19 protein-coding genes are annotated in these 18,185 nt (G+C 69.1%); 10 read left to right on the top strand and 9 right to left on the bottom strand.

Features of this window, described 5'->3' with window-relative positions; genetic code table 11:
• Nucleotides 1-24: 24 nt before the first annotated feature.
• Together D5S08_RS10045 and D5S08_RS10040 are read right to left on the bottom strand one after the other, a co-directional pair.
• Complete coding sequence (locus D5S08_RS10045) at nt 25-1,434, bottom strand: hypothetical protein (protein ID WP_121118061.1); 1,410 nt, start codon at nt 1,432-1,434, stop codon at nt 25-27.
• Between the two features lie 4 nt (nt 1,435-1,438).
• The gene (locus D5S08_RS10040; protein WP_121118059.1) at nt 1,439-2,593 is read right to left on the bottom strand and encodes an ABC transporter substrate-binding protein; all 1,155 of its coding nucleotides are present in this window, start codon (nt 2,591-2,593) and stop codon (nt 1,439-1,441) included.
• A 65-nt stretch (nt 2,594-2,658) separates the two neighbouring features.
• Between D5S08_RS10040 and D5S08_RS10035 the strand changes: the two genes are divergently transcribed.
• The 3 genes from D5S08_RS10035 (at nt 2,659) to D5S08_RS10025 (ending at nt 4,758) form a co-directional block, all read left to right on the top strand.
• Complete coding sequence (locus D5S08_RS10035; protein ID WP_162301954.1) at nt 2,659-3,468, top strand: alpha/beta hydrolase; 810 nt, start codon at nt 2,659-2,661, stop codon at nt 3,466-3,468.
• 252 nt (nt 3,469-3,720) lie between these two features.
• Complete coding sequence (locus D5S08_RS10030) at nt 3,721-4,437, top strand: acylneuraminate cytidylyltransferase family protein (RefSeq protein ID WP_121118056.1); 717 nt, start codon at nt 3,721-3,723, stop codon at nt 4,435-4,437.
• A 90-nt stretch (nt 4,438-4,527) separates the two neighbouring features.
• Nucleotides 4,528-4,758, top strand: coding sequence for a hypothetical protein (locus tag D5S08_RS10025; protein ID WP_121118054.1), 231 nt, complete (start codon nt 4,528-4,530; stop codon nt 4,756-4,758).
• Nucleotides 4,759-4,762: 4 nt separating this feature from the next.
• On the opposite strand, the gene D5S08_RS10020 is transcribed toward D5S08_RS10025, so the two are convergent.
• From D5S08_RS10020 to purB, 4 genes are read right to left on the bottom strand one after another with little or no spacing between them, the layout of a single operon-like run.
• Nucleotides 4,763-5,410 (bottom strand): phosphoribosylanthranilate isomerase, encoded by a 648-nt coding sequence (locus D5S08_RS10020; RefSeq protein WP_121118052.1) that lies wholly within the window; start codon nt 5,408-5,410, stop codon nt 4,763-4,765.
• Nucleotides 5,410-6,096, bottom strand: coding sequence for an orotidine-5'-phosphate decarboxylase (pyrF, locus tag D5S08_RS10015; RefSeq protein ID WP_121118050.1), 687 nt, complete (start codon nt 6,094-6,096; stop codon nt 5,410-5,412). Before pyrF ends, D5S08_RS10020 begins: the two co-directional genes overlap by 1 nt.
• Nucleotides 6,093-6,455, bottom strand: a complete 363-nt coding sequence (locus D5S08_RS10010) for a DUF1049 domain-containing protein (protein ID WP_121118048.1) — start codon at nt 6,453-6,455, stop codon at nt 6,093-6,095. Before D5S08_RS10010 ends, pyrF begins: the two co-directional genes overlap by 4 nt.
• Before the next feature lie 24 nt (nt 6,456-6,479).
• Nucleotides 6,480-7,799 (bottom strand): adenylosuccinate lyase, encoded by a 1,320-nt coding sequence (purB, locus tag D5S08_RS10005; protein WP_121118046.1) that lies wholly within the window; start codon nt 7,797-7,799, stop codon nt 6,480-6,482.
• 148 nt (nt 7,800-7,947) lie between these two features.
• On the opposite strand from purB, the gene D5S08_RS10000 reads away from it, so the two are divergent.
• Nucleotides 7,948-10,740 carry a DUF3857 domain-containing transglutaminase family protein gene (locus D5S08_RS10000; protein ID WP_121118044.1) on the top strand — a complete coding sequence of 931 codons (2,793 nt, stop codon included), beginning with the start codon at nt 7,948-7,950 and terminating at the stop codon, nt 10,738-10,740.
• An 88-nt stretch (nt 10,741-10,828) separates the two neighbouring features.
• Here the strand turns inward: D5S08_RS10000 and D5S08_RS09995 are convergent, their stop codons facing one another.
• From D5S08_RS09995 to D5S08_RS09985, 3 genes are read right to left on the bottom strand one after another with little or no spacing between them, the layout of a single operon-like run.
• The gene (locus tag D5S08_RS09995; protein ID WP_121118042.1) at nt 10,829-11,212 is read right to left on the bottom strand and encodes a YdbL family probable chaperone protein; all 384 of its coding nucleotides are present in this window, start codon (nt 11,210-11,212) and stop codon (nt 10,829-10,831) included.
• Entirely contained in the window at nt 11,212-11,451 is a 240-nt protein-coding gene (locus D5S08_RS09990) for a YnbE family lipoprotein (protein WP_121118040.1), read from the bottom strand. The genes D5S08_RS09995 and D5S08_RS09990 overlap by 1 nt, the downstream gene beginning before the upstream one ends.
• Nucleotides 11,448-14,660, bottom strand: coding sequence for an intermembrane phospholipid transport protein YdbH family protein (locus D5S08_RS09985; RefSeq protein ID WP_121118038.1), 3,213 nt, complete (start codon nt 14,658-14,660; stop codon nt 11,448-11,450). Before D5S08_RS09985 ends, D5S08_RS09990 begins: the two co-directional genes overlap by 4 nt.
• 47 nt (nt 14,661-14,707) lie before the next feature.
• Here D5S08_RS09985 and radC point away from each other — a divergent pair, with 47 nt between their 5' ends.
• From radC to D5S08_RS09955, 6 genes are all read left to right on the top strand, one after another.
• Nucleotides 14,708-15,436, top strand: a complete 729-nt coding sequence (gene radC / locus D5S08_RS09980) for a RadC family protein (protein WP_121118036.1) — start codon at nt 14,708-14,710, stop codon at nt 15,434-15,436.
• Nucleotides 15,437-15,545: 109 nt separating this feature from the next.
• Nucleotides 15,546-15,863 carry an AtpZ/AtpI family protein gene (locus D5S08_RS09975; RefSeq protein ID WP_121118178.1) on the top strand — a complete coding sequence of 106 codons (318 nt, stop codon included), beginning with the start codon at nt 15,546-15,548 and terminating at the stop codon, nt 15,861-15,863.
• A gap of 121 nt (nt 15,864-15,984) precedes the next feature.
• The gene (locus D5S08_RS09970; protein WP_421757460.1) at nt 15,985-16,743 is read left to right on the top strand and encodes a F0F1 ATP synthase subunit A; all 759 of its coding nucleotides are present in this window, start codon (nt 15,985-15,987) and stop codon (nt 16,741-16,743) included.
• Between the two features lie 45 nt (nt 16,744-16,788).
• Nucleotides 16,789-17,013 carry a F0F1 ATP synthase subunit C gene (locus D5S08_RS09965; RefSeq protein ID WP_039094371.1) on the top strand — a complete coding sequence of 75 codons (225 nt, stop codon included), beginning with the start codon at nt 16,789-16,791 and terminating at the stop codon, nt 17,011-17,013.
• A 90-nt stretch (nt 17,014-17,103) separates the two neighbouring features.
• Nucleotides 17,104-17,598, top strand: coding sequence for a F0F1 ATP synthase subunit B family protein (locus D5S08_RS09960; protein ID WP_121118032.1), 495 nt, complete (start codon nt 17,104-17,106; stop codon nt 17,596-17,598).
• Entirely contained in the window at nt 17,591-18,163 is a 573-nt protein-coding gene (locus D5S08_RS09955) for a F0F1 ATP synthase subunit B family protein (RefSeq protein WP_121118030.1), read from the top strand. Before D5S08_RS09960 ends, D5S08_RS09955 begins: the two co-directional genes overlap by 8 nt.
• Nucleotides 18,164-18,185 lie beyond the last annotated feature (22 nt).

The raw sequence follows: 18,185 nt of genomic DNA, 5'->3' as shown, positions 1-18,185 counted from the left end.
GCGATGACGAAGGATGGTGGCGGTTTACCGCTTCGGCGTGATGCGCATCACCGTGTCGCCATCCTCGCCCGCAGCCTGGCCGGACTTGACGGAGGCATAGACCACGCCCGCCTCGCCCAGCGACACATGGTTGGCCATGGGCGCGGGGCCGAGATTGGCGACGATCGCGCCATCCGCATCGGTGACGGTGACCGTGCCGGCACCGCGGCTGGTGACATAGGCCTGCCTGGTCGTCGGATCGAACGCCACGTTCAGCGCGCCTGCGCCCACCGGCGTGTCGGCGATGACCGCGCCGGTCTCTCCATCCAGCACCAGCAGGTTGTCCGTTCCCTGCGCCGCGACATAGATGCGGCCGGTGGCGGGATCGTGCGAGACGCCGATCGCGCCGCGGGCGCCCGGCAGCGGGAACACCTTGCCGGCCTGGCCGGTGGCGAGGTCGACCACCGCGACCTCCGACGAGCCGAGGCTGACGACATAGAGCCGGTTGTTGGTGGCATCGAGCGAGAGGCTGGCGGTGCCGAAGGTCTCGCCCCGCTTGCCCGACTGGATCTGGATGGGGGCGAGCGGCTCCAGGGTGGCGGCGTCGAACACCGCGACCATGGGCTCGTTCGTGGCGCTGACATAGGCCTTGCCGCCGTGGATCCGCACGTCGCGCGGGTGGGCGACGGTCTCGGGCGGGAACTGCTTCACCAGCGACAGGTCGGACTGCTTGTACACCGCGACCGTGTTCTGGCGGGTGTTGGTGACCCAGACATTGCCGGTCGCATCGTCCACGCCGACGCCATAGACAGCGTACAGGCCCGGCTCACGCGGCGGCTGGCCAGGGCGCGGCGCGGTGGCCGGGGCGGCGGCGGGGGTGGTGCGGGCGAGGACGGCCAGCGTGTCCGCATCCATCTTCACCAGTTCGGACACGGTCACCGGCGGGCGGCCGACGGAGGTGGTCACGAAGATGGCGCCGGAGGCCGGGCTGTAGGCCGTCTGGTAGATGCCGCGCGCGGCGATAGCCGAGGTGACGGTGAAGCGGTCCTGCCCCTGCAGCGGCACGTTGGGGCTGACCTTCAGGTCGGCGACCAGCGCGGTGTAGGGCGCGTTCGTGACCGCCACGACCGGGTGGTTCCCGCTGACGGCGTTGGCCGGCACGGTGACGGTGCCGGTGACCTTGCCGTCCGCATCGGCGGTCAGCGGAGTGCCGAGCGGGGTCGTGCCGATCATCAGCGTGACCTGCTGGTTCGGCTGGAACCCTTCGCCGCTGACGGTGACGGTGGAGCCGGCCTGGATCGGCGTGCGGCGGTCCGGGCCGGAGAAGCTGATCTGTGCCGCCGACGCGCGGTTCAGCGTGGTGAAGGCGTCCTGCGCATGGGCCGCGCCGGCGCCGGCCAGCAGGGAAGCAGCGGCGAGCAGCGACAGGCTGCGGCGCTTGGTGAACGAAAGCATCGGCTTACTCCTTGGATGAAGCGGGCAGGTCGACCCAGAAGGTGCCGCGATAGGGCACCGCCAGGAAGCGGCGGTTGATGGTGTCCAGCGTGGCGGCCGGGTCCAGATCGGCGAACAGGTCGGGGTGCAGCCATTTGGCGAAGGTCTCCACCGCGACGATGTCGAGCGGAGAGTTGATCAGCTGGTGCGAGAAGCCGTGGGCATTGCCGCTGCGCACCGCGGACAGGCCGGCGATGCCGGGCCGCGCGGTCACGCGGGCGAGGGCGGCGCGGGCCTGCTCGGGCGAGACGGCGGCGCCCAGCACCAGCCCGTTGGCCTTGGCCAGATGCGGGCCGCCGGTGCCGATATAGACCGCCGGATCGCGGCTGATGACATATTCCAGGTTCAGCTTGCCGAAGCTTTGTTCGATCACATCGGCGCCGATATTGTGGCCGCCCACGAAGGACAGGTAATCGCCGATATTGCCGCGGCCCGGGCTGTTGCAGCAATCACCGCCCATGCCGGCATGTGCCTCCAGGAACACGGTCGGCCGGTCGGCGGCGGGCAGGGTGGCGACGGCTTTCGCGATACGGTCCATGCGTTCGCGGCGGAACTGGACGAATTCTTGCGCCTGCCGCTGCCGCCCGGTGACTTCGCCCAGCAGCAGCAGGCTGCGTTCCAGGTTCTTCAGCGGCTGGACGAAGAAGTCGACAAAGGCGACGGTGATGCCGGCGGCTTCGAGCTGGGCGACCTGTGTGTCGGTCACATTGCTCTCCAGCGAGAGCAAGGCGAGCTGCGGCTTCGCGGCGAGCAGCGATTCCAGGTCGAAGCTGCCGGCGGAGCTGGCGACCTTGGGCAGGGTGGCGAGGCCGGGCGATTTGGCGAGGAATTGCTGGTAGGTCTCCTCCCCCAACCGGTTCACGTCCTGCGGCCAGGCGACCAGCAGCGAACCCGGATCGGGATGGATCAGGCCCAGCGCCACCAAATAGCGGGCATCGTCGATCGCGATCTGGCTGAGCGCGCCGCGCAACTGGATGGGCCGCCCGCGCACATCGACGAGGCCGGCCGGGCTGGCCGCCGCATCTTCCCCGGGCGCGGAGGCATCCTGACAGCCGCCCGCCAGCAGGCCGGAGAGGGCAACCGCAAGAAAGGCGCCGCGTGCCCGGCTGCGAATGGTCATCTTGCCCCGTTCCCCCTGATGCTGCAGGCTGCTTCACCTGCCGCCCGCCTCTCGCGCAAATGATAATGATTGTAAAGAACGAGATCACCGTGCCTGACGATTGTTACCGCCTGCCCGGCGCCACCAGCTGGATCGCCGGGGATTACCGGATCGACCTGCTGGTGCCCGATGGCCCGGCCCCTGCAGCGGGCTGGCCGGCGGTGTGGCTGCTGGATGGCGCCAGCTGTTTTGGCACCTGTGCGGAGGCGATGCGGCGGATGAGCCGGCGGAGCGACGCGACCGGCGTGGTGCCACAGGTGGTGGTCGGCATCAGTGCCGCCGATGGCGACCGCGCGCGGCGGCAGACGATGTTCACCACGCCGCGCGACGATCGGCCGGACGCGGGCGGGGCGGGAGGCTTCCTGCGCTTCCTGCTGGAGGAGGTGCGGCCGGCGGTCGCGGCGCGGGTGTCGGTCGACGAGAGCAGGGCGACCCTGCTGGGCCATTCGCTGGCCGGCTACTTCACACTGTGGGTGCTGGCGACCGCCCCCGCCGCCTTCCGCACCTATGCCGCGATTAGCCCGTCGACCTGGTGGGACCGACCGCTGCTGGACGAGGCGCTGGCGCGGGCCAGTGGAGACCGGCGGGTGCTGGTGTGCATCGGCGAGTGGGAAGATGCTCTGCCGCCCTGGCAGGCGCGGGCGCCGGGCGCGGCCGAGGCGCTGGCCCGGCGACAGGCGCGGCAGATGGTGACGGGTGCGCGCGAGATTGCCGCGCTGCTGGCGGGCGTGCTGGGGGAAGAGCGGGTGCAGTTCCGCCTGCTGCCGGAAGAGGACCACGCCTCCATCCTGTCAGCCGCGATCCCGCGCATGTTGCGAATGGCATCGGTGTCATAGGCCGCAAGGGCCATGACGTGTAGCCATCGCGCCTAGAATGCTGCTCCGCACAGGTTGCTAAGCCATTGTTTGTTAGGGCGAAGGCGGCAATCCGCTGGCGATTGTTGCGCTGCAACATTGACACGATTATGCCTGCACCGCTAACCTTGTCCGCGCGCTCGAATTCATTGAACGATTGCGAGCCCTGTGTCCGGCGGAGTGCCGAAGGGCAGGGTGCCGCGCTGCGATCAACACCGGCCGGGGATTGAGAGAATGCACGATACCTTCAAGGATATCTCCGTCATCATCCCCGTGCGCGAGGGATCGAGCCGCGTGCGCGAGAAGATTTTCCTGCCGTTCCACGAAGAGATGTCGCTGCTGGACTGGAAGATCGCGCAGATGAAGCAGGTGCAGGATCCTGCCCTGATCTTCCTCAGTTCCAATTCGGAACGCGTCCGCGAAGTGGCCGAGGCCAGCGGCGTGCAGTTCCTGAAGCGCGACGATTATCTGAGCACGGGCCATGTCGCATCCTTCAGCGAAGTGATCAGCGGCGTGGTGAAGGATGTGCCGACGGAGCATTTCGCGTGGGTGACGGTGGTGGTGCCGCTGATGCGCCCTGACGAATATCGCGACGGATTCCAGATGTATCTGGACGATGTCGTCGGTTCCGGCACCCATGACAGCCTGGTTTCGGTGAACCTGGTGAAGGAATATTACTGGGATGCCGAGAAGCCGCTGAACTATCGCGCGGATCGCAACCACACGATCAGCCAGGAACTGCCCGACTGGTTCCGCGTGACGAACGGCCTGTACATGCGGTCCACGGAGGACACGCTGCGCGAGGGGTACTTCCTGGGGCCGAGGCCTTGCATGCACCAGGTCAGCAAGGCGTCCGGCATCGATATCGACGAATATGAGGATTACGAGGTGGCGATGGCGATGAAGGCCATCTACCTGCGCGGCGAGGCCGAGCGGGAAGTCGCCGCCTGAACCTGACCGTGGCGCTTCCAACAGGAGCGTCACGGACCGATGATTGCACTTGTTCGTTCCACCGCAAGATCCAGCGGAAGGAATGCAATCATGTCCGACGATAACGTCGTGAACTCCCGCCAGCGGGAGATCGCCACCGAGCATGTGCTGTTCAAGCTGATCGAATATGTCGAGGCGCAAAAGCCGGGCCTGCTCGACTTCATCGAAGGAAGCCTGGACCATCTTGGCGATCCAGCGACCGACGGAACGAAGGATGACGAGCGTGTTCGGCAGATCGCGCGGCGGATGATTGACGGCGCGCGCAGGCAGGGCGTGGATTGACGGCCTAGCCCGCCGATTCCACCGCCCGCGCCGCCGCCAGAAAGTCGCGGATCAGGCCGGCATCCTTTACGCCCGGCTCGCTTTCCACGCCCGAGGAGACATCCACCAGCGGGGCGCCCGTGCGGCGGATGGCATCCGCCACATTACCGGGGTTGAGGCCGCCGGCGAGGCCCCAGGGCATGAAGGGGCGGAAACCGTCCAGCAGGGTCCAGTCCAGCCGCAGGCCGTTGCCGCCCGGCAGCTTGTTGGCGGGGGCATCGAACAGCAGCAGATCGGCCGCGCCCTGATATTTGCGCGATCGTTCCAGTGCGGCGGCATCGCGCAGGCCGAACGCCTTCCACACTTCGACCTGCACATGGCTGCGCAGCAGCGCCAGCCATTCGGGCGTTTCCTTGCCGTGGAACTGCACGACATCGGGCCGGATGGCGGCGATCGCCTCCAGCGTGGGTTGCGGTTGCTGGTTGACCAGCAGCAGCACCGTCTTGACGTGCCCCGGCACCTGCGCGCGCAGCTTCGCGCCCTGGTCCAGCGTGACATGGCGCGGGCTGTCCGGGTGGTGGACCAGCCCGACATGAGTGGCGCCGGCCTGGATCGCGGCGTCCAGCGTGGCGGGCGTCGACAGGCCACAGATCTTGACGGCTGGTGCCGGCATCAGAGCGTAGTCTCGATCGCGCGGGCGGCGGCGAGCGGATCGGCGGCGCGGCTGATCGGGCGGCCGATCACCAGCACAGATGCGCCGGCATCGCGCGCGGCGCGGGGGGTGGCGACGCGCTTCTGGTCGCCTGCCGCGCCGGCGGTCGTGCCGTCGGGCAGGCGCAGGCCGGGCACCACCAGATAGCCGTTCTTCCACCGCTGGTGCACGGCGGCGACCTCCTGCCCGGAACAGACAATGCCGTCGACGCCGGCTTCCTGCGCCAGGTCGGCCAGCCGCAGCACGTGATCATGCGCGCTGCCGCCGATGCCGGTCTGCGCCAGGTCGGCATCGTCCATGCTGGTCAGCGTGGTGACGGCGACGACCTTGCAATGTTCGCCCGCGGCGGCCTTGGCATCCTCCATCATGGCGCGCCCGCCGCTGGCATGAATGGTGACGATGGCCGGTTCCAGCACATGGATCGACTGCATCGCGCGGGCCACGGTGTTGGGGATGTCGTGCAGCTTCAGGTCCAGGAAGATCGGCAGGCCGAGCTGCGCAACCTCGTGCACGCCGTGGTGGCCGTGGGCGCAGAAGAATTCCAGGCCGAGCTTCACCCCGCCGACATGGCCGCGCACCTTGCCCGCCAGCGTCAGCGCCGCATCCAGCCGGGGCAGGTCCAGCGCGAGGAAGACGGGGTTGCTCACAGCGGTTCTCCGAACGGGTGGGGCGTGCCGGGGGGCGCAGGGACGGACGCGGGAGCGGGCGTCGCGGGCGCGGTGACGGCCGGCGATGGCGCGGGCGCCGGATCGGCCGCCAGCGCGGCGGTGCGCACGGCGCTTTCCAGCGAGGCGATGCGCCGCTTCAGGTTCCAGACGCGCGCGCGGTGCAGCAGCCACAGCGGCACCAGCCCGGCCAGGAAGGCGAGGATCACCAGCGCCGGCAGGCGGGTTTCCAGCACCAGGCTTTCCCAGATGCGCACCTCCACCGGCGTCCAGTTGTTGGCCGCGAACAGCAGCAGCGCGGCGAGCAGCAGGACCCACAGGACAGTGCGCACGATCCCCATCAGACTTGTCGCTCCCTCTTGCTATCAGGCCGCCGGGCCGAACACCCGGTCGAAGATCCTATCCACCTGCCGGAAGTGATAGTCGAGATCGAACTTCTCCGCCAACTGCTCCGCGCTGAGCGCGGCGGTGACCTCGGGATCGGCCTGCAGCAGTTCGAGCAGCGACAGCTTGCCGTCGCTTTCCCACACCTTCATCGCGTTGCGCTGCACCAGCCGGTAGGAATCCTCCCGGCTGACGCCCGCCTGCGTCAGGGCCAGCAGCACGCGCTGCGAATGGACCAGCCCGCCCATGCGATCCAGGTTCGCCTGCATGCGGTCGGGGTAGATCACCAGCTTGTCCACCACGCCGGTCAGACGGGCCAGCGCGAAGTCCAGCGTGATGCAGGCATCGGGGCCGATGAAGCGCTCGACGCTGGAATGGCTGATGTCGCGTTCGTGCCACAGCGCCACGTTCTCCATCGCGGGGATGGTGGCGGAGCGGACCATGCGGGCGAGGCCGGTGAGGTTCTCGGTCAGCACCGGGTTGCGCTTGTGCGGCATGGCGCTGGAGCCCTTCTGGCCCGGGCTGAAATATTCCTCCGCCTCCAGCACCTCCGTGCGCTGCAGGTGGCGGATCTCGATGGCCAGCCGCTCGATCGAACTGGCGATCACGCCCAGCGTGGCGAAGAACATGGCGTGGCGATCACGCGGGATCACCTGGGTGGAGACAGGTTCGGGCACGAGGCCGAGCTTGTCGGCCACATATTCCTCCACCTCCGGCGCGACATTGGCGAAGGTGCCGACGGCGCCGCTAATGGCGCAGGTGGCGATCTCCGCCCGCGCGGCCACCAGGCGCGCACGGTTGCGGGCGAATTCGGCGTGGTAGCCGGCCAGCTTCAGCCCGAAGGTCACGGGTTCGGCATGGATGCCGTGGCTGCGGCCGATGGTGGGGGTGTAGCGATGCTCCTGCGCCCGGCGCTCCAGCGCGCCGAGCAGCGCGTCCAGATCCGCCAGCAGCAGGTCCGCCGACTGGGCCAGCTGCACCGACAGGGTGGTGTCGAGCACATCCGAACTGGTCATGCCCTGATGCATGAAGCGGGCAGCGTCGCCCACCTGTTCCGCCACCCAGGTGAGGAAGGCGATCACGTCATGCTTGGTCACCGCCTCGATCGCGTCGATCGCGGGCACGTCGATGGCAGGCTCTGTCCGCCACCAGTCCCACAGCGCCTGCGCCGCGGCGGGGGGCACGACGCCCAGCTCGCCCAGCTTCTCCGTCGCCAATGCCTCGATCTCGAACCAGATGCGGTAGCGCGCCTCCGGCTCCCACAAGGCGGTCATTGCGGGGCGGGAATAGCGGGGGACCATGGGGAGCTCCAATTACGGGTAGAGGCGCCCGTTATGGAACAGCCCGGCGCTTGGCAAGCTGGATGGGGCGGGCGCGGATTGCCAAGGGGCGCGGGCCGTGGTGATATGCGCCGCAGCGCCACGGGGGGTGGCGCGGAGGGGATCGGATATGCGCTTGGGCGGCAGGCTGGCGATGGTGTCGGCGGCGTTGATGGTGTGGGCGGCGGGTGCGCCCGTGCTGGCGGGGGACGAGGTGCTGTACCGGCCGGCGCCGGACTGGGTGGTGCCGCTGGATCTGCCGGCCGAGCGCGCCGGGGCCCCGATCGTGCTGTTCGACGATCAGCGCCGGATCGAGGAAGGGCGGCTGACCAGCTTCGCCGACCGGGCGATCCGGATCGACAACCCGCAGATGCTGACCGCGGCCGGCACCATTGTCGCCCCGTGGCTACCGGACAAGGGCGACCTGATCGTCCACCGCGTCGCGATCCTGCGCGGGCGCGAGGAGATCGACGTGCTGGCTGGCGGCGCAAAGTTCGAGGTGCTGCGGCGCGAGCAGGGGCTGGAGCAGCGATCGCTGGACGGCATGACCACCGCCACGCTGGCAGTGCCGGGCCTGCGGGTGGGTGACGTGCTGCGGGTGAGCTTCACCACTACACTGTCGGACCAGGCGCTGGACCGGGAGGTGCAGGCGATCGCGGTGCTGCCGACCGAGCCGTTCCAGGCGCAGCGCGCGCGGGTGCGCCTGTCCTGGCCGGAAGCATCTGCAGTGCGCTGGCAGGCGACGGGCGGCGTGCAGCTGCCGGAGCCGGAGGTGGCGGCGGGCTTCGCCACGATCGAGGTCGCGCTGCCTTTGGCCAAGCGCCCGGACATGCCGGAGGATGCGCCGCTGCGGTACCGCATGCCGCCGCTGCTGCAGGCCGGCACCTTTGCCGACTGGCCGGAGGTGAGCCGGGTGATGGCGCCGCATTATGCCACCGCCGGCGTGATCGCGGCCGGCAGCCCGCTGGCGGCGCAGGTCGCGGCGATCCAGGCGGCCGAAACCGATCCGCTGGCGCGCGCGGTCGCCGCGCTGCGGCTGGTGCAGGACGAGGTCGCGTATCTCGCCAATGGCATGAACGGCGGCAACTACATCCCGCAGGCGCCCGCGCAGACCTGGGAGATGCGCTATGGCGACTGCAAGGCCAAGACGCTGCTGCTGCTGGCCATGCTGCGCGAGATGGGCGTGGAGGCGGAGGCGGTCGCCGTCGCGAGCCAGACCGGCGACGGCGTGCCCGACCTGCTGCCGATGCCGGCCGCGTTCGACCATGTGATCGTGCGGGCGACGATCGCCGGGACCGAATACTGGCTGGATGGCACCAGCAGCGGCGCCAGCATGGCGATCGTGGCGGGAGTGCCGAGCTTCCACCATGCCCTGCCGCTGCGCGAGGACGGGGCGGGGCTGGTGGCGATGGCGCAGCGCCCGCAGGACTATTTCGACAATGAGGCGGTGGTGACCTTCGACCATCGCGCCGGGCTGGACCTGCCGATGCTGGTCACCGGCGAATGGCAGCTGACCGGGCCCCACGCGGCGATGGTGCGGTCGATCATCGGCCAGGGCTCGCCCGAGCAGCTGGACGAGTTCGCGCAAGCCTTCGTCAACGAGTCGCTGGGCGAAGCGCAGGTCATCACGCACGATCTGGCCTATGACGCGGCGACCAACCGAGCGACGGTGACGGCGACGGGCCTGATGACCACGCCGTGGGAGTGGGAGCGGCGACGCGGCAAGCGCGCCTTTGCCCTGCCGAGCAGCGCATTCCAGTTCCTGCCCGATCGGGCCCGGCCCGCTTGGCGGGACATCCCGGTGGCGCTGTCCGGTCCCTATGCCGGCAAGAGCCGGATCACCGTCCTGCTGCCTGCCGGATCGGACGGGTACAGCCTGCAGGGGCCCGCGAGCTTTGCCGAAGAGATTGCCGGCATCGCCATCAGCCGGGCAGCCGAGCTGGACGGTGACCGTCTGGTGATCACCGACAGCGCGGTCTGGCCGGGTGGCGAGATGGCGGCGGAGCAGGCCACGGCCGAGCGCAGCCGCGCCGTGCGGTTCGGCACCCCGGAACTGACGCTGCGCGCGCCGGCGGGGGTGCAGCGGCGCTTCGCGATGGCCGGCGCGGCTGACCGGTCCCGCCTGGCGGCGATCGAAGCGGCGTACCAGACGATGATCGACGACGATCCGGACGACATGGAAGGTTACGCCAACCGCGCCCGTTTCCGGGAGGGTACCTTTGACCGGGAAGGGGCGCTGGCCGACGTTTCCCGCGTGCTGGAGGTGGAGCCCGATGCCGACACCTATCTGTGGCGTTCGGGCCTCCATGCCGATCTCGACCGGATGGACGCGGCGCTGGCCGATGCCGAGGCGGCCTGGGCGCTGTCCCCTTCCGTGCAGGCGGCGGGGCAGCGGGCCGAGCTGCTGCGCTACATGGGGCGGACGGACGAGGCGATCGCCCTGCTGGAGGACCAGCCTGCGACCGGAGACGAGAAGATCGGGCTCGAGATCCGGCTCAGCGACCTGGAGGCGCAGGCCGGACGCAAGGAGGATGGCCTGGCCCGGATCACCGAGCTGCTGGCGCAGCGGCCCGGCCAGCCATCGCTGCTGAATGCCCGCTGCTGGTACCAGGCGACGTGGGACTACCAGCCGGAGGAGCTGGCCACGATATGCACCGAAGCGGTCGAATCGGCCGACTGGTCACCGCCGGTGCTTGATAGTCGGGCGATGGGCTATTTCCGGCTGGGCCGGTATGATGACGCGCTGCGCGATCTGAACGCCGCGCTGACGGCCAGCCCGGACCTGGCATCATCGCTGTTCATGCGTGGCGTGGTGCGGCAGGCGAAGGGCGAGGAGGGCGGGGCGCAGGACATCCGCGAAGCCCTGGCGCGTTCCCCTTCGACCAAGCGGTATTACGCCCTGTTCGGCATCAGCCCGGAATAGGGCGGCGGTGCGGGGCGGCGGGCGTGGTGCTCGCAGCCCTGGCCGTTCGCGCCGTCATTGCGCGCCGTCATTGGTCTGGACGGCCGACTCAGCCGGGGCAGCGGGGGTCGCGCTGGGGCGCGCCATTGCCGCGGGTCTGCCAGCTGCCGTCGGGTGCCTGGTACTTTTCGCCGGGTCGGGTCCGGCCGATGGCGATGCAGCCTGCGGTGAAGCTGTATTCCTCCATCGTGGCACCTTCGGCCTGCGCGCGGCGGGCATAGATGGCGCGGCGGCGGATGTTGATGTCGTCCACCATCTTGCGCAACGCCCCATCGCCGCCGATCGCGGCCAGGTAACCATCCGTCCGCTCGCCCACGGTGCCTGCGGAACGGGCAGCCTCGTAGGCCGGGTCGCGCTGCGCACTGGCCGGGGCGGCCAGGGCCAGGCCGGCAAGTGCGGCCAGGGTGAACAGGGTAGGACGGATGCGGGTCATCAGAATATCTCTGCGTTCTGATCGATCGCGGTGCCGGCATCTGCCGCCAGGCGATAGATCACTTCCTGTTTGATGTTGATGTTCAGCTCGATCACGATCGGCTCCTCTGGTGCGTTGACCGTGATGCAGCCGGCCAGCAGCATCGCAAGCGGGGCAACCGGCCAGCATCGCGCAGGTCTGTGCCACGTCTTGTTGGCAGGTAGATGCGGGCGCCGGCAGGTCAATTCAAGCAGCGTCATGGCACGGGCTCACTTTCGGAAGGCTGAATAATCGGGTCGGGACGTGCGATCCCGTCGGTGAATTGTGAATTTCCATCCGTGGGCAGCAGCCCCAGCGTACGGGGATCGCGGATGGCGGTGGGGTCGTAGAGCGATCGGACCGAGCCGATCAGCGACAGGAACGGCGCGCGCACATTGACGATGAAGCGCAAAGGCAGGCTGGCGAGCTTGCGGATGATGAAGTTGCTGCTCGCCCCTTCGCCCTGGCTGATCCCGTCGAAGCTGACCCGGGTCACGATCTCCCCCGTCAGGCTGCCGTCCAGCTGGATGCTCATCTTCTCGTAATCGAGCGAGCGCAGCGAATCGAAGGCGAAGTTCACGATGGGCGACAGGTCCTCGTATGTCAGTTCGCCGACATAGGAGACATTGCCACCGGGCGCGTTGGACACCAGCAGCCCGCCCGCCAGCTGGCCATTGCCGGCGGCGTCGAACACGATCGGCATCGTGCCGTCGAACGTGCCGGTGGCGGACAGGTTGGACATGCCCAAATTGGTCACGAAGCGTGCGGCATCCAGGCCGGTGATCTCGAAGGTGTAGCGCCGCACTTCCGGCACGCCGAACCTGATGGTCACCGGCTGCATGACCAGCCGGCCGCCGAAGAATGGCCACTGCCCCTCATGCACCGTCAACGCTTCTCCGTTCCGCAGGGCATAGCGGATCACGCCGTCGACCACCTCGATCCCCGGATTGACCGTGGCGATGCGCAGCACCTGGTCCGGCGCGGTGGTCAGGCCCAGCAGATCGGCAAAAGCGATGGTGCCGGACGCGCCCGTCACCGGGCCGAAGGCGGCGGCGAGGTCCAGATCGTCGGTGGTGAAGGTGCCGGTGCTGCTGACGCCGGTTTCATTCCATTCGATCAGCCCGTCGCCCGTGACGTCGCCCGCCACATCGGCCACCACGCCCAGCGCCAGCGGGGTCAGCGTCACCGGCTGCAGCCCCTTGTCGAAGGTGATCCGGTCCACCGCCAGGTCGGCCCGGCCGGCGCCGGTGGCAAGGTCGTGCGCGATGGCCACGCGGGTGATCGCCCGGTCGCTGGCAGGTTCGCGCAGCAGCGCATCGGCGGTGATGCGGTTGTCGAGCAGCGACAGGGTGGCACCGCGCGCCACCAGCGGGTTGAAGCGGTCGACCGGCGCCCGATCCTCCAGCCGGAAGCTGCCATCGGCGAGCGTCAGCTGCCCGCCCGCATAGCGCCAGGTGCCGGCCCCGTCCCGAATGTCGAGCGGGACCGCGTTGAGCAGCACATCGGTGCCGGCAAAGGTGCCGCCGAGCTCCTGCCCCAGTTGCGCGGTCAGGCCGGTCAGCACGAAGCGGGTGGCGGTGTCCCGCGGGCCGAGCGCCACGGTCACGGCGCGCGCGGTCAGCGTGCCGGGCCAGGCGAAGCCGACCGGGCCGCTGTCGATGGCGATGGGTGTCTCCCCCAGCCGGCCGGTCAGCTGCAGCGCCGGTGCGCCCGCCGCCACCGCCAGCCGGCCACCGGGGGACAGGCGCAGGATCGGCACCCCGCGCGGCGGGCACAGGGTCAGGCGCCGCCGGTCGAGCGCAAGATTGGCGTAGGCCAGCGCATCGAACCGCAGATCGGTGCAGCCGCGCCACATGGCCAGGCCGCCGCGGCGCGACCATGTGCCGTCCAGCGGCACCTGGAGATTGCGGGCGCTGCCGCCGGGCAGGGCGCCGCTGGCCTGGATGGCCCCCGCGAAGCGCCAGCTGCCACCGCCGGCATGGGCCAGCGTCAGGCGCGGCACGGCCAGGCTGCTGTCGCCCACGCGCCAGGGGGCCATGCTGCCGACCAGTTCCAGCCCGCCATCGCGCGCCTGTTCCACCCGGGCATTGATGCGCGGCAGATCGCCCCCGGTCAGCATGTTGCCCGACCAGCGCAGCGGCTGCCCCCCGCCATCGACCAGCTGCACGCGCGACACCCGCAGCAGCGTGTCCCCGCTGCCGCCCCGCAGGGTGGCGGATGGTACCAGCAAAGTGAGCGTGGGCTCGCCGGCATCGTCTGCCCCCGGCACGCGGCGGGCGATCAGGTTCCCCGTCAGGGTGCTGCCCGGCGTCTCACGCGCCAGGGTGCGGCGCATCTGGCCCAGCAGGGGGTAGAGCAGGGTGTTGCGCGTGCCGGCCTGCGCGCCGGCGAGGGCGCGGTCCGGCGCGGAGCCGAGCGCGATGCCGGCCGCGCTGGCATCCGCCTCCAGCTCGACGCGCTGCAACCCGCCACGCGTGCGCAGCGCACCTTCCAGCGCCAGGCTCGCCAGCGCGACCCCGCCGGCCTGCACCTGCGTGCCGGTCAGCTGGTAATCGGCGGTCAGCGCATCCTTGCGCCAGGTGAAGCGCAGCGTGCCTTCCGTGCCGCGCGCCGTCACCTGCGGCAGGGTGGTGGCGCCACTGGCGAGTTGCGCGCGGCCGCTGAACCCGTCCAGCGCCTGTTCCGCGGTCACGTCCAGCGGGGCGGTCACGCCGGCGAGCGCGATCCCGGCATCGGGGCAGGCCAGCCGGCCGAGCCGCAGCGGCCCGGCGATGTGCGGGCGAGCGTTGCGGATCGACAGGCGGCCATACAGGCTGGCATCGGTGGCCGTGCAGCCGGCTTGCGCCCATCGCGGGGTGATCGCGGCGATCTCTCCCGTCCAGCCATCGCGCAGCCAGCCGCTGCCGGCCAGGCTGATGCCCAGCCGGCCATCATTGCCGGTCAGCAGGCCGCGCCCGTCCTCCACCGCCAGCCGCAGGTCGGGCAGGGTAAAGGGGCCGGTCCGCTCGCCTTCGAACAGAAGGGGGTCGAGCGCACCGAAGCTGAGCTGGCCATCCGTGTAAGTGCCGTACAGGCGCGGGCGGATCAGCCGCACCGATTCCAGCGCCGGCGTACCCAGGCGGGGGCCGATCCGGACCACGATCCGCTCGACGGTCAGATCGGGCCGGGCGGGGTCGCCCACCACCACATCGGCCAGCACCTGCTGGCGCGGGCCGATGCTTTCGATGCGGTAGGTCGCCTGGATGCGGTTGTCGTCCAGCAGATCGGTGATGATGTCGCCGGCGATGCGCTCTCGGCTGAGCCATAGGAACAGCAGGCTGCCCAGCAGGAACACGAGCATGGCGACAGCCGCCCAGCAGCCAATGCGGCCGCGTGGCGGCACTTCCGGCGATGCGGCGGCCTCGGGATCGGATGCGACATCGTCGGCCATCGGCGTCCACTTGCAAGCAAGCATCGGCAAAGGCAATGCGTCTTGCGATGGTCGCGCCGCTTCTGCCCCTGGACGATACGCCTGCCGTGCCCGCCAGGGTGGATGGCGCGGCGGGCCACCGTGCGCGGCTGCGCCAGCGGCTGATCACCGGCGGGCCGGATGCGCTGGCGGATTACGAGGTGATCGAGTTCCTGCTGTTCGGCGCCAATCCGCGCGGCGATACCAAGCCGCTGGCGAAGGAACTGCTGCGCCGCTTCGGCAGCCTGGGCGCCGTGCTGGATGCCGATCCCGTGCTGCTGCGGCAGGTGAAGGGCATGGGCGAGGGCGGCATCGGCGCGCTGCGCATTGCCGCGGTCGCTGCCCGGCGGATGGCCAAGGGTCAGGCGAAAGCGCGCCCGGTGCTGGGCAACTGGCAGGCGCTGGTGGATTACCTTTCCATCGACATGGCGCACCTGACGACGGAGCGCGTGCGGGTGCTGTATCTGGATTCGCGCAACGGGCTGATCGACGATCATCTGTTCAGCGACGGCACGGTGAACGAGGCTGCGGTCTATGCCCGCGAGGTGGTGCTGAAGGGGGCGAATATCGGCGCGGCGGCGTTGATTCTGGTGCACAATCACCCCAGCGGCAATCCGAAGCCGAGCCAGGCCGATATCCAGCTGACCAATCATATCGCCACGGTGGCGCAGCACATGGGGATCGCGCTGCATGACCATGTCATCATCGGGCGCGAAGGACATGTCTCCTTGCGGGCGCTGGGGTTGATCGCAAGGTAAGGATCACGGCCGGCGGCGTGTTGACTTGGGGGTGCAGCCCGCCTACGGGATCGGCGCCCCAGGCGGGCAGGCCGTCTGTCACGTCGTTGCCCAGGTAAGGGAACCGGTGATGAACGACGACCAGTCCGCTCGGGAACCTGACGGGGGGGATGCGAGGATCGACGCGCTCGGGCAGCGGCTTAAGGCCGCGCAGGAGCGTGAAGAGGAGCGCAATCGTCCGCGCGGTACCGGCGCCGACGCTTCCTACAAGCTTGGCAACCGGGTGCTGGCGGAACTGCTCGGCGGGATCCTGGGTGGCTTGGTAATCGGCTGGGTGATCGATCACTTCGCCGGCACCGGGCCTTGGGGCCTGTTGATCATGCTGTCCCTGGGGATAGTGGTGGCCTTCAGGAATATCATTCGGATTTCGAGCCGGCGCCCTGACTGAACCCGCGACGATACGCGAAGGGTGCAGGAACGGCGCCGACTTTCTTGGCGACGCCCCGTTCGCAGGGCGGCAATGAACGAAGGACGTTAACGTGGCAGCCGAACCGGCCAAGGTCGATCCGATGCACCAGTTCACGATCGAGCCGATCTTCGGCTCCGCGAACTGGGAGCTGGCGGGCTACAACATTTCTTTCACCAACAGTGCGCTGTGGATGGCGATCAGCGCCGTCGTGCTGTGGCTGTTCATGCTGGGTGGCATGAAGCGGTCGCTGGTGCCGGGCCGCTGGCAGATGGCGGTGGAGACCTTCACCGGCTTCATCGACGACATGCTGCTGGCCAACGTCGGCCCGGCGGGGCGCAAATATGTGCCCTACATCTTCACGCTGTTCATGTTCATCCTGTTCGCCAACATGCTGGGGCTGATGCCGCTGGGCGTGGTGGGCGTGCACCCGTTCACCTTCACCAGCCACTTCACCGTGACCGGCGTGCTGGCGGTGCTGTCCTTCTCCATCGTGCTGATCGTGGGCTTTGCCAAGCACGGCCTGCACTTCTTCAGCCTGTTCCTGCCGCACGGCACTCCGTGGTGGATGGCGCCGATCATCGCCCCGATCGAGCTCATCTCCTTCATGGTGCGTCCGTTCAGCCTGGGCCTGCGACTGTTCGTGGCAATGATGGCCGGGCACGTGCTGCTGGAAGTGCTGTCGTCCTTCGTGATCTCTGGCGGCAACGCCGGAATCGGCTATGGCATCTTCATCGGGCTGCCCAGCCTGGCGCTGATGGTCGGCATCTGCGCGCTGGAGATCCTGGTGGCCGGCATTCAGGCCTATGTCTTCGCTCTGCTGACGTCGCTGTATATCAACGACGCCGAAAACCTTCACTAACCCGTTCAATCTGCCCAACCTTTTCAATCTGCAAGGAGTTTTATCATGGAACCTGAAGCCGCCAAGCTGCTCGGCGCCGGTCTCGCTGCCATCGGTTGCGGCCTCGCCTCCATCGGCGTGGGCAATGTGTTCGCCAAGTTCCTGGAAGGCGCGCTGCGCAACCCGGGTGCTGCCGACGCGCAGCAGGGTCGCCTGTTCATCGGCTTCGCCGGTGCCGAGCTGCTGGGCCTGCTGGCCTTCGTCGTCGCCGCGCTGCTGATCTTCCAGTAAGCGTTGCGCGATCATGCCGCCTGTCCGGTGCCGCGTGGCGGCGCCGGACGGTGGCTGACGAAATGATGATTTTCCCCGGCTAGGCGAACCATGCCCCAGATCGAACAGCTCGCAGGCACCTATTCCAGCCAGATCTTCTGGCTGCTGGTGATCTTCGCCCTGGCATTCTTCATCATCGGCCGCGGCATGCTGCCGCGCGTGATGGACACCATGGCCGACCGCGACCGGCGCATCGGCGACGACCTTGCCGTGGCCCAGGCCGCGCGGGACGAAGCCGACACGCGCGAGGAAGCCTGGCGCACCCGCGAAACCGCGAACCGTGAAGCAGCGCAGGCGCTGGTGAACGAGGCGCGCGACCAGTCCAAGCGCGATGCCGAGCAGCGTCTGGCCGGTATCAAGACCAGTCTGGATGCCCGCCTGGCGCAGGCCGAGCAGCGCATCGACGCCGCGCGCACCGCCGCTGCGGCCGAGATCGAGCAGGTCGCCAGCGAGGCGACGCAGGGCATCGTTGCACGCATCGCCGGCATCGATGTGGATGGCGATGCCGCGCATCATGCCGTCAGAAAGGCTCTGGCCCATGGCTAACGCACCCCACGTCTTCGCCACCAGCGAGGCCGACCCCGCGCTGCACGCCACCACCCAGCATGGCAATGTGGTGCATGTCGAACCCGAACTGCTGGGCCTGGCGCCCTTCCAGTGGGTTTCGCTGGCGATGCTGATCCTGATCCTGATCGCGGTCTTCGGCGCCAAGGTGCACCGCAAGATCGCCGGCGGGCTGGACGGCCGTATTGCCGCGATCCGCACCCAGCTGGACGAGGCCAAGAAGCTGCGCGCGGAGGCGGAAGCCCTGCGCGACGAATATGCCCGCCGTATCGCCGGTGCGGAGCAGGACGCCGCCAACATGCTCGCCAATGCGCGGCGCGAGGCGGATGCGCTGCTGACGCAGGCGGAGAGCGACACGACCGAACTGATCGCCCGGCGCGAGCGCATGGCGGAAGACCGCATCGCCGCCGCCGAACGCGCCGCCGTGGACGAGCTGCGCGACCGCGCCGCCCGTGCCGCGACCGTCGCATCGCGGGAGCTGATCACGCAGCGCCACGATGCCGGCGCCGACCGCCGGCTGGTGGACGAGGCGATCGCCGCGCTTTAACTTTTCGCAGGTGTTCGGAACT

The sequence above is a fragment of the Croceibacterium ferulae genome, from assembly GCF_003660445.1.
Classification (GTDB): domain Bacteria; phylum Pseudomonadota; class Alphaproteobacteria; order Sphingomonadales; family Sphingomonadaceae; genus Croceibacterium; species Croceibacterium ferulae.
This window is presented reverse-complemented; position numbering and strand designations above follow the sequence as displayed.

What these genes read in the sequence shown, in the direction of transcription:
- D5S08_RS10045 (WP_121118061.1), bottom strand. Translation starts at nt 1,434, where the DNA reads ATGCTTTCGTTCACCAAGCGCCGCAGCCTGTCGCTGCTCGCCGCTGCT.
- D5S08_RS10040 (WP_121118059.1), bottom strand. Translation starts at nt 2,593, where the DNA reads ATGACCATTCGCAGCCGGGCACGCGGCGCCTTTCTTGCGGTTGCCCTC.
- D5S08_RS10035 (WP_162301954.1), top strand. Translation starts at nt 2,659, where the DNA reads ATGATTGTAAAGAACGAGATCACCGTGCCTGACGATTGTTACCGCCTG.
- D5S08_RS10030 (WP_121118056.1), top strand. Translation starts at nt 3,721, where the DNA reads ATGCACGATACCTTCAAGGATATCTCCGTCATCATCCCCGTGCGCGAG.
- D5S08_RS10025 (WP_121118054.1), top strand. Translation starts at nt 4,528, where the DNA reads ATGTCCGACGATAACGTCGTGAACTCCCGCCAGCGGGAGATCGCCACC.
- D5S08_RS10020 (WP_121118052.1), bottom strand. Translation starts at nt 5,410, where the DNA reads ATGCCGGCACCAGCCGTCAAGATCTGTGGCCTGTCGACGCCCGCCACG.
- D5S08_RS10010 (WP_121118048.1), bottom strand. Translation starts at nt 6,455, where the DNA reads ATGGGGATCGTGCGCACTGTCCTGTGGGTCCTGCTGCTCGCCGCGCTG.
- purB (WP_121118046.1), bottom strand. Translation starts at nt 7,799, where the DNA reads ATGGTCCCCCGCTATTCCCGCCCCGCAATGACCGCCTTGTGGGAGCCG.
- D5S08_RS10000 (WP_121118044.1), top strand. Translation starts at nt 7,948, where the DNA reads ATGCGCTTGGGCGGCAGGCTGGCGATGGTGTCGGCGGCGTTGATGGTG.
- D5S08_RS09995 (WP_121118042.1), bottom strand. Translation starts at nt 11,212, where the DNA reads ATGACCCGCATCCGTCCTACCCTGTTCACCCTGGCCGCACTTGCCGGC.
- D5S08_RS09990 (WP_121118040.1), bottom strand. Translation starts at nt 11,451, where the DNA reads ATGACGCTGCTTGAATTGACCTGCCGGCGCCCGCATCTACCTGCCAAC.
- D5S08_RS09985 (WP_121118038.1), bottom strand. Translation starts at nt 14,660, where the DNA reads ATGGCCGACGATGTCGCATCCGATCCCGAGGCCGCCGCATCGCCGGAA.
- radC (WP_121118036.1), top strand. Translation starts at nt 14,708, where the DNA reads ATGGTCGCGCCGCTTCTGCCCCTGGACGATACGCCTGCCGTGCCCGCC.
- D5S08_RS09975 (WP_121118178.1), top strand. Translation starts at nt 15,546, where the DNA reads ATGAACGACGACCAGTCCGCTCGGGAACCTGACGGGGGGGATGCGAGG.
- D5S08_RS09970 (WP_421757460.1), top strand. Translation starts at nt 15,985, where the DNA reads ATGCACCAGTTCACGATCGAGCCGATCTTCGGCTCCGCGAACTGGGAG.
- D5S08_RS09965 (WP_039094371.1), top strand. Translation starts at nt 16,789, where the DNA reads ATGGAACCTGAAGCCGCCAAGCTGCTCGGCGCCGGTCTCGCTGCCATC.
- D5S08_RS09960 (WP_121118032.1), top strand. Translation starts at nt 17,104, where the DNA reads ATGCCCCAGATCGAACAGCTCGCAGGCACCTATTCCAGCCAGATCTTC.
- D5S08_RS09955 (WP_121118030.1), top strand. Translation starts at nt 17,591, where the DNA reads ATGGCTAACGCACCCCACGTCTTCGCCACCAGCGAGGCCGACCCCGCG.